We start from the raw sequence: 8,607 nt of genomic DNA on the forward strand, positions 1-8,607 counted from the left end.
TCGCGCAGCCAGATCCGGCTGACGCAGGCGGGCGAGGTGTTGCAGGATCACGCGCGGCAATTGCTCGAACGGTTGGATGCGGCTTATCGCGAGACGAAGATGGTGGGTTCCGGTGCGGGCGGGCGGCTGCGGATCGCCTTTGTCGGCTCGGCTTCGCATGGGGTGCTGCCGACGCTGATCAAATCCTACCGCTCCTTCTACCCGGAGGTCGAGCTGCAGCTCTCGGCGATGAACAATGCCGAGCTGCACACCGCGCTGGTCAGTCGCGAGATCGACATCGCGGTGGCGCGCCCGATCCTCGACGACGAGGAGTTCCGCCGCGAGCCGCTTTGCACCGAGCCGTTGATCCTCGCGCTGCCCGACAATTCCGACCTCGGCACCCGCGCCGAGATCCATTTCGCCGACCTCGCCGATAAGACCTTCGTGCTCTATCCGCGCAAGCCCCGGCCCAGCTATGCCGATGTCGTGCTCGATATCTGCGCGCGGGAAGGGTTCAAGCCGAAAGCGATCGATCTGGCGCAGGATTTTCAATCTGCGATCAGCCTTGTGTCCGTGGGCGTGGGGATCGCGGTGGTGCCGCAATCGGTGTCGCGCACGCAGCGCCCCGGCGTGATCTTCCGGCCCTATAAGGGCTATAATCCGGGGACCGGGCTGACCGTGCATGCGCGGCTCGATAATCGCGCGCCGCAGGTTATGCACTTTCTAGAAGTGACGCGGAAATTCGCTCGCAAACAGTAGGTTGTGGCGCGAAGTTGAAGTGATACGTTAAGTCGGGCGCGGGTCGTCGCGGAAGGTCGTGGCCTGCACCGACGGGCGTTCGGCAAAGCGTGCGTGCCATTCCGCCAGCGCCGGACGGCCCTCGCGCCAGCCCTCACCGTCGAAGCGGAAATCGAGATAGCACAGCGCGACGCCGATGCTCAGATGACCGATATCGAAGGGCCGCTCGGTCAGGCGTGGGGCGTGGTCTTCGAGCCAATCCGCAACCCGGTTCATCTTGGTCCGGTAGACGGCGAGCATCTGCTCGGACCGCTGTTCCTCGGGCCGCATCTTCAGCTCCACCAGCCACGGCAGCGCCACGTCCAGAAGACCCGTTCCCAGCGCCTCGTCGCGCTCGGCCTCGAGCCGCGCGGCGGGATCGGCGGGGAAAAGCTGCGGGCCGTCCGCGCTTTCCAGATCGGCCCATTCGCAGACCACATGGCTGTCGAACAGCACGCGGCCGTCCTCCAGCTCCAGCGTCGGGATCTTCGACAACGGGTTGATCGCCATCAGCTCCTCATGCGGGATCATCGGATCGGCATGGGTGCGCACGGTCTCGACCTTATCGGCGAGACCTTTCTCATGCAGCGCGACCATCGCTTTGCGGACATAGGGCGAGCGCGGGGACCAGTGCAGGATCGGCATCGGCTCAGCCTTTCCGCGCGACGGAGGCCAGCACGTCCTCGTTCACCGTGACCCCGAGGCCGGGCCCGGTCGGGCAATGGACGTGGAAATCGGCAAAGCGGATCTCGCCGCCGGTGAGGTCCGTTTTCAGGATTTTCGGACCGAAATGCTCGCAGCCCCATTCGAGTCGGGGCAGGGTCGAGAAAACCGCCAGATGCGCCGCGGCGCCGATGCCGCTCTCGATCAGGCAGCCGCCATACAGCTCCATCCCGCAGGCCTGCGCGATCCCGGCGGCGCGCTTGATCTCGTTCAGGCCACCCGATTTCACCAGTTTCAGAGAATAGACCGAGCCCGCGGCAGAGATGCCGTTGGCGATGATATCGGGGCCGGTGAAGGCGGCCTCGTCCACCATGATCGGGATGTCTGCGCGGGCGGCCACGCGCGCGGTGGCCGCAATCAGACCGGGACGCAGCGGCTGTTCGATCAGCGACACGCCCATCTCGGCCAGCTGCGGCAGGTAGCGGATCGCGACCGCTTCGGTCCAGCCCTGATTGACGTCGACGATGATCTCGGTGGCTTTGCCCTCCAGCGCCGAGACGATCTTGCGTAGGCGGATCATGTCCTGATCGGGTGTGTTGAAGCCCAGCTTGATCTTGAAGCGGCGATGCTCGCGCGCGTCGAACTTGCGGTTGGCTTCCTCAATCTCCTGATCGGCATCGCCCGAGGCCAGCGCCCAGATCACCTCGATCTTGTCGCGCACCGCACCCCCCATCAGGACCGCGACCGGCAGGTCGAGCGAGTGCCCGGCGGCATCGTAGAGCGCGGCATCCACCGCGGCGCGCGCGGCGTTGTTACGGCTCGCGGCCTTGGCCATCTTGGCGGCATTCAGCTCGAAATCGAGCGCATTCGCGTCCGCCAGCGCCGGGGCCAGATACGTGTCGATATTGGCCTTCATCGCCTCGACGCTTTCCTCGGCCCAGCGGGGGCCGCCCAGCGTCGATGCCTCGCCCCAGCCGACCGATCCGTCGGCCAGTTCGGCGCGCACGATCACATAGGACTGGAAGTTGATTTCCGTGTTGGACAGCTTGTGACGCCGGGTCGTCGGGCAATCGACGATCATAGTCTCGATCTTCGCGATCTGGCGACCCGCATGGGCGTCCGCGCCCTGAAAATGATCTGCGAGTTTCGCAACGCCGGGCGTAGTCATCGGCTCTGTCCTTCGAAATATGTCATTGGTCTTCATGGTAAATCCGGCGCCGCGCGTGCGGCGCCGGGAACTCTTTACGCCACTCGGATCATTCCGCGGCCATCGCCTGAGCCTGATTGCCCAGCGTGAAGTCGAAGCGCAGAACCAGATCGGTGTCCGAACCGTCGGGCGCCTTCTCGAACTTGCCGATCAGGTCCTCTTTCACGGCAAAAACCGAGTCGCTGTCGAGATAGTCGCTATCGGCATCGTAGATCTGCGAGATCAGCGGGCGGTAGCCTTCGCGCGTGACCATCATGTGGATGTGGCCCGGACGCATGCAGTGGTGGCCCATGTAGCGGATCAGCTCGCCCGCGGTCTCGTCGCCGGGGATCGGGTAGGGCACGGGGCGGATCGCGACGAAGGCGTAATGCCCGTTCTCGTCGCTCTCGAAGCGGCCGCGCAGGTTGTATTCGGGCTGATCGGGATCGTGGTTCTCGTACAGACCGTTCGGCGCGTCTTCCCACACGTCGATGATCGCGCCGGGGATCGGGTTGCCCTTGTTGTCGCGGATATAGCCCTCGACATAGACGGTTTCCTGACCCTCGAAGTTCTTCTGAATGGTCGAGGCGCCCTTCGGCATCACCGGTGCGTTCTCGCGGAAGAACGGCCCGAGCACGGTCGAGACGGTCTCGTCGCCCGAGATCGGGTTCGAGAGCATGTCGACCAGAACTTCGACGCCAAGAATGTCGCCCAACAGGATGAATTCCTGACGCTTGTCCGAGCATAGCGCACCGGCGCGGCCCAGATAGTCACAGGCATAGAGAAATTCGTCATGGGTCAGGTTCACGTCTTTGCAGAACCCGTGCAGATGCTTGATCAGGCTTTCCATGATCTCGCGCTGGCGCGGCTCGAGCGTGGCGTGCTGGCCCAGCGAGTCGATGACCACATCGGTCACATTATCCACGGTTACGTTGCGCATAAGTCTCCTCCTCGGATGCGGTGGGCGGCCCTCCTCCGGGCAGCACCTTCAATTCGATAAGGAGAGATTTGCATGGCGCACGCGGCTTGGGCCAGACGGGTGCGCGGTATCCTGTAATACCTCAAAGGTTCAGTTTGGGCGAAGTTCATACCCTAGGCGTTCGGAAATCGTCCGTGCGGCGCCCAGGGCGATATTGCGGAAGGCGCGCGGCTGGACCTCGTGGCGCGAGCGGGGGACCGAGATGACCAGCACCGCGACGGGCTGGGCGATGTGGTCGCGGATCAGCGCCGAGACGCAGATCACATCCGCCTCGTCCTTCGGCGCGCCCGCGTTGAACCCGTCGCGTGCGAGCGCGTCCAGCTCCGCGCGCAAGCGTGCGCGATCCTCCAGCCGCGAGCCGGGCCGGGTGTGCCGGTCGAGATATTCCTCGAGCTGCGCCGGGGAGAACTGCGCCAGATGGAGCATCCCCGGCGGGCTGTCATGCAGCGCGATCCACGACCCCAGCGCCTCGCGCGAGACCCGCAGCGCCTGCGTGCCCTCCAGTGCGTCGAGCACCAGAAGCCGCCCGTGATCGTGCAAGGTCAGGTGCAGCGTCTCGCCATAGTCGCGCCAGAGCGCCGCCAGCACGGGCCGCGCGGCCTCCGTCAGCGCGGAACTATCCTCCAACGCGCGGTTCAGCGTCGCGACCAGCGGACCCAGCCGGTAGCGCCCGCGCTCGACCTTTCGCAGCAATCCGATTCGCGCCAGACCGTTCACGAGGTCATGCGTGCCGCTCACGGAATTGCCGATCGCACGTGAAAGGTCCGTGACCGAATGCTCCGGCTGAGCGGCGGTGAACTGGCGCAAAAGCTCCCCGACCTTGCGTAATGTCTTCATCTGGACCCTCCCGCGGTGATTTCGGGTCTCAGAATTCCGGTATTGCCGGAAAAAGTCGCGGTATTTGTCGATACCTTTCGGTATCAGCCCGGCTCCGGCACCGTGAAGGGGACAGGTCGGACATGTCTTTCGTTCATCCGACCTGATGGAGGAGGAACCATGAAAGACCAAGTGAAAGACGCCCAAAGCGGCGTCACGACCCCCTATACCGGTGACGAATATCTGAGCAGTCTGCAGGACGCCCGCGAAGTCTATGTCCATGGCGAGCGCGTCAAGGATGTCACCAAGCACCCGGCGTTTCGCAACTCGTCGCGCATGGTGGCGCGCTGGTATGACAAGCTGCATGCCGAGAAGGACACGATCGGGCGGCCCACCGATACTGGCTCGGGCGGCTGGACGCACCCGTTCTTCAAGGGCGCGAAGACGAAAGAAGACCTGATCGCAGGCCGCGACGCCATCGCCGAGACGCAGCGCGTGGCAAACGGCTGGATGGGTCGCGCCCCGGATTACAAGGCGGCCTTCCTTGGCACGCTGGGCGCGAATTCCGGCTATTACGGAGAATACGAGCAGAACGCGAAGAACTGGTATGCCAAGTCGCAGGAGCGTCTCGACTACTGGAACCACGCGATCATCAACCCGCCGATCGACCGTCACCTGCCGGCTGAGGAGACCGGCGACGTGTTCATGCAGGTCGAGAAGGAAACCGATGCGGGCATCGTGGTCTCGGGCGCCAAGGTCGTCGCGACCGGCTCGGCGCTGACGCATTACAACTTCATCGGCTATTACGGCGTCCCGATCAAAGACAAGAAGTTCGCGCTGACCTTTACCGCGCCGATGGACAGCCCCGGCGTGAAGCTGATCTCGCGCGCGTCCTACGAGTTGAACGCCGCCGTCATGGGCACGCCTTTCGACTATCCGCTCTCCTCGCGCCTCGATGAGAACGACGCGATCCTCGTTTTCGACAAGGTGCTCGTGCCGTGGGAGAACCTGTTCCTCTATGGCGATATCGAGAAGGTGAACGGCTTCTTCCCGGCGTCCGGCTTCGCGCCGCGCTTCACGCTGCATGGCTGCACCCGTCTGGCGGTGAAGCTCGACTTCATCGCGGGTCTGTTCTCGAAGGCGCTCGATGCGACCGGGGCAGGCGGCTTCCGCGGCCCGCAAACGGCGGTGGGCGAGGTGATCGGCTGGCGTAACCTGTTCTGGGGCCTCAGCGACGCGATGGTCATGAACCCCGACGACTGGGTCGGCACCGATGGCTATCTCGCGCCGAAATCGTCCTCGGCGATGGCGTATCGCGTCTTCGCGCCGATGGCCTATTCCCGGATCAAGGAACTGATCGAGCGCCACGTCGCTTCGGGCCTGATCTACCTGCCGTCCTCGACGCTCGATTTCCAATCGGAAGACGTGCGCCCCTATCTCGACCGCTTCGTGCGCGGCTCGAACGGGATGGTCGCGGTCGACCGGGTGAAGCTGCTGAAGCTTCTTTGGGACGCGATCGGCTCGGAATTCGGCGGCCGTCACGAGCTGTATGAAAGCAACTATGCGGGCAATTACGAAGCGATCCGCATGGAGACCATGTTCACCGCTCAGGCCACGGGCGAGCTGGATATGATGCGCGGTCTCGTCGACAATTTCATGAGCGAATACGACCTCGACGGCTGGGTGTCGAAGGATCTCGTGAACCCTTGGGACGTGAACCGCCTCAAGGGCGGGTTCCAGGCCTGAGACTGAAGGGGCTGCGCGGGATCCTCGCGCAGCCCACGACCCCGGGGAAGGAGGAGCCCCATGAGTTTGGATTTCACAGGTATGAAGACGCAGGTGCTGCGCGACGATCAGATCGCGCTGCCCGCGAGCGTCCTGACCATCGGCGCGTTCGACGGCGTCCATCGCGGCCATCAGGCGCTGATCACGCGCGCCGTGGCCGAGGCGCGGGCGGCGGGTGTTCCGTCGGTCGTCTGGACCTTCGATCCGCCGCCGAAAGTGTTCTTCGGACGCGCCAAGCAACTATCGCCCGTCTCGGAGAAACTCGCCCGGATTGCGCGGCTCGGGCCGGATTACATCGTGCTGGCGTCGTTTTGCAAAAGCTACGCGGCGCGCAGCCCGCAGGCGTTTCTGGACGATCTGGCGCGGATCAACCCGGCCCGCATCCATGTCGGCGCGGATTTCCGCTTCGGCGCGAAACAGGCGGGCTGCGTGACCACATTGGCCGAGCGCTTCAACGTGACGCTGGCGCCCGCGGTGCTGTGCGAAGGCGGCGAGGTGATCTCGTCCACGCGCATCCGGGGCCTGCGCGCCGAAGGCCGGTCGCGCGAGGCCGTGGCCCTTCAGGGCTCGACCGATGCGGCCGCGCTGATGTCGGGCGCGCTTCTGACACAGGATATGAGATTTGGGGAGGAATTCGATGTCCGGAATTGATCCGCGCGATTTGCGCGACGCTTGCGGCAGTTTCGCAACCGGTGTGACGGTGATTTCGACGCGCACCGAGGATGGCGATCACGGGATGACGGCGAATGCCTTCATGTCGGTCTCGCTCGACCCGCCGCTGATCACAATCTCGCTCGATCACAATTGCAAGCTGCGCGAGAAAGTGCGCGCCTCGGGGCGCTACGCGGTCTCGGTGCTCAATCACGAGATGGAAGGGCTGGCGATGCATTTCGCGGGCCGCCACGATCCGGCGCATAATGACCCCTTCATTGAGCGCGCCGGGATGCCCGTCGTGCCGGGGGCTGCCTGCGTCTTCGTGACCGAGGTCGCGCAGGAGGTGGAGGCGGGCGATCACACGCTCTTCATCGGCAAGGTCGTCGAGATCGACCGCGATCTGGAGGCCCGGCCGCTTCTGTTCTGCGGTGGCAAATTCGGCGCGCTGGCCAGCTGAGAAGCGTGCTATTGCGCGAAAATATCCCGCCAGCGTTCGAGGAATCGCGCGGTTTTCATCGTATCAGTCGCAACCAATAGCGCCGGGCCAAGCGCGATGAGGCGTTGCAGGGCCAGCGTCTCGTCGCTGTCGCTGCCGCCACCGTCGCGCGTGATCGGGTCGATCAGCTTGGTCTTCGCCAGCGCCCTCTGACCCGCTGGCGAGAGCAGGAAATCCAGCAGCTTCGCGGCGGTCGGGTTGGGCTCGCGCCCCGGCAGATAGGATGCGCGCGACAGAACCAGCGTGTAATCGGCGGGCGCGATGATCCCCAGATCGGGATTGTCGCGCGCGGCCTGCGCCGCATAGGAGCCGAGGATATTATAGGCGATCAGGTAGCGCCCGCCCGCGACGCCATCGATGATCTCGGCCGAGCAGCAGGTGGCGACCGCGCCGGAGCGCGCGAAGGCCTCCATCAGCGCGCCGAAGGTGCTGGCCTCCTGACTGTCGAGGAAAGCGAAGAGGAACCCCAGTCCGGAATCCGCGATATCATAGGTCGCGACCTTGCCGGTGTAGGGCGATTGCGCGGGCCGCAGCAGGTCCACCAGATCGAAGCGCGTGCGCGGCACGTCCTCGGGCGGGACCAGCGCGCGGTTGTAGATCATCACCGCAGGCTCGCGCGAAATGCCCCAGACCTGATCGCGCCAGCGCAGGTCCTTCGGCAGCGCCGTGGTCTCGGGCGAGACCCATGTGGCGGCGCAATTGTCGTTCACCAGCTTCACCAAATGCTGCACGCCCGAACTGATGACCAGATCGGCGCCGGGTTTGCCGGACGCGCAATCGGCTTCGGAAATATCGTAGAGGTCGTTCGAGCCCCATTGCTCGAACCGGATCGCGAGGCCGGGCTGGGTGTCGAGAAACGCCTCGATCGCGGGGGCGAGGATGTTGACGTCGGTCGTGGTGCGCAGGGTGATCTTGCGCGCGGGCTGATCGGGGCCGAAGGTGCGGATGGCTTCGGGCTCGGCCGCCGCGACGGTGGAACTCAGGCATAGCCAGAGCGTGAGGGACAGGAGCGCGCGGATCATGTGGTTTCCTCCGCCTGAGGCAGGGTGATCGCGATGGTGAAGCCTGCTGCATCGCTCTCCATCTCGAGCGTGCCGCCATAGGTTTCCGCTACCGATTGCGCGATGGCGAGACCCAGCCCGCTCGACGCACCGCGCCGACGCGTGTCCGAATGCCCCGGCGCGAAACGCTCGCCCAGACGCGCGCGCAACTCGGGCGTGGGGCCGGGGCCTGCGTCGCGCACCCAGAGCCGGGCGCGCCCGTCGCGCAGCC

10 protein-coding genes are annotated in these 8,607 nt (G+C 64.9%); 4 read left to right on the top strand and 6 right to left on the bottom strand.

What is annotated here, in order from left to right; all coding sequences use genetic code 11:
- A partial coding sequence (locus B3D39_RS01725) for a LysR family substrate-binding domain-containing protein (RefSeq protein WP_286789319.1) occupies nucleotides 1–738 on the top strand: 738 nt, incomplete at its 5' end.
- 27 nt (nucleotides 739–765) lie between these two features.
- Here B3D39_RS01725 and B3D39_RS01730 read toward each other — a convergent pair.
- The 4 genes from B3D39_RS01730 to B3D39_RS01745 all read right to left on the bottom strand — a co-directional run bounded on the left by B3D39_RS01730 (nucleotide 766) and on the right by B3D39_RS01745 (nucleotide 4,421).
- A complete protein-coding gene (locus B3D39_RS01730; RefSeq protein ID WP_274962372.1) occupies nucleotides 766–1,401 on the bottom strand; it encodes a glutathione S-transferase family protein in 636 nt (211 codons plus the stop codon).
- A gap of 4 nt (nucleotides 1,402–1,405) precedes the next feature.
- The gene (locus B3D39_RS01735; RefSeq protein WP_286789320.1) at nucleotides 1,406–2,587 is read right to left on the bottom strand and encodes a muconate/chloromuconate family cycloisomerase; all 1,182 of its coding nucleotides are present in this window, start codon (nucleotides 2,585–2,587) and stop codon (nucleotides 1,406–1,408) included.
- Nucleotides 2,588–2,675: 88 nt separating this feature from the next.
- Nucleotides 2,676–3,545, bottom strand: a complete 870-nt coding sequence (locus B3D39_RS01740) for a dioxygenase (protein WP_274962374.1) — start codon at nucleotides 3,543–3,545, stop codon at nucleotides 2,676–2,678.
- A gap of 129 nt (nucleotides 3,546–3,674) precedes the next feature.
- Nucleotides 3,675–4,421, bottom strand: a complete 747-nt coding sequence (locus B3D39_RS01745; RefSeq protein ID WP_176535986.1) for an IclR family transcriptional regulator — start codon at nucleotides 4,419–4,421, stop codon at nucleotides 3,675–3,677.
- Between the two features lie 159 nt (nucleotides 4,422–4,580).
- Here B3D39_RS01745 and B3D39_RS01750 point away from each other — a divergent pair, with 159 nt between their 5' ends.
- Genes B3D39_RS01750 through B3D39_RS01760 form a run of 3 tightly spaced genes read left to right on the top strand, consistent with a single transcriptional unit; the run spans nucleotide 4,581 to nucleotide 7,296 of the window.
- Entirely contained in the window at nucleotides 4,581–6,146 is a 1,566-nt protein-coding gene (locus tag B3D39_RS01750; RefSeq protein WP_274962375.1) for a 4-hydroxyphenylacetate 3-hydroxylase N-terminal domain-containing protein, read from the top strand.
- A 60-nt stretch (nucleotides 6,147–6,206) separates the two neighbouring features.
- Nucleotides 6,207–6,836, top strand: a complete 630-nt coding sequence (locus B3D39_RS01755; protein ID WP_274962376.1) for an FAD synthetase family protein — start codon at nucleotides 6,207–6,209, stop codon at nucleotides 6,834–6,836.
- Nucleotides 6,823–7,296: a flavin reductase family protein gene (locus B3D39_RS01760; RefSeq protein WP_078539360.1), complete on the top strand. Its 474-nt coding sequence runs from the start codon at nucleotides 6,823–6,825 to the stop codon at nucleotides 7,294–7,296. The genes B3D39_RS01755 and B3D39_RS01760 overlap by 14 nt, the downstream gene beginning before the upstream one ends.
- An 8-nt stretch (nucleotides 7,297–7,304) precedes the next feature.
- Here B3D39_RS01760 and B3D39_RS01765 read toward each other — a convergent pair whose 3' ends face one another.
- Together B3D39_RS01765 and B3D39_RS01770 are read right to left on the bottom strand one after the other, a co-directional pair.
- The gene (locus B3D39_RS01765) at nucleotides 7,305–8,357 is read right to left on the bottom strand and encodes an ABC transporter substrate-binding protein (protein WP_286789321.1); all 1,053 of its coding nucleotides are present in this window, start codon (nucleotides 8,355–8,357) and stop codon (nucleotides 7,305–7,307) included.
- On the bottom strand, nucleotides 8,354–8,607 hold a 254-nt coding region (locus B3D39_RS01770), incomplete at its 5' end, for a sensor histidine kinase (protein ID WP_286789322.1). The genes B3D39_RS01765 and B3D39_RS01770, both read right to left, overlap by 4 nt.

The organism is Thioclava sp. UBA3469 (assembly GCF_002378135.1).
Taxonomy (GTDB): Bacteria; Pseudomonadota; Alphaproteobacteria; order Rhodobacterales; family Rhodobacteraceae; genus Thioclava; species Thioclava sediminum.

Bases quoted from the DNA above. Each gene is read 5' to 3' on its own strand.
- B3D39_RS01745 (WP_176535986.1), bottom strand. From the start codon at position 4,421: ATGAAGACATTACGCAAGGTCGGGGAGCTTTTGCGCCAGTTCACCGCC.
- B3D39_RS01740 (WP_274962374.1), bottom strand. From the start codon at position 3,545: ATGCGCAACGTAACCGTGGATAATGTGACCGATGTGGTCATCGACTCG.
- B3D39_RS01730 (WP_274962372.1), bottom strand. From the start codon at position 1,401: ATGCCGATCCTGCACTGGTCCCCGCGCTCGCCCTATGTCCGCAAAGCG.
- B3D39_RS01735 (WP_286789320.1), bottom strand. From the start codon at position 2,587: ATGACTACGCCCGGCGTTGCGAAACTCGCAGATCATTTTCAGGGCGCG.
- B3D39_RS01750 (WP_274962375.1), top strand. From the start codon at position 4,581: ATGAAAGACCAAGTGAAAGACGCCCAAAGCGGCGTCACGACCCCCTAT.
- B3D39_RS01765 (WP_286789321.1), bottom strand. From the start codon at position 8,357: ATGATCCGCGCGCTCCTGTCCCTCACGCTCTGGCTATGCCTGAGTTCC.
- B3D39_RS01755 (WP_274962376.1), top strand. From the start codon at position 6,207: ATGAGTTTGGATTTCACAGGTATGAAGACGCAGGTGCTGCGCGACGAT.
- B3D39_RS01760 (WP_078539360.1), top strand. From the start codon at position 6,823: ATGTCCGGAATTGATCCGCGCGATTTGCGCGACGCTTGCGGCAGTTTC.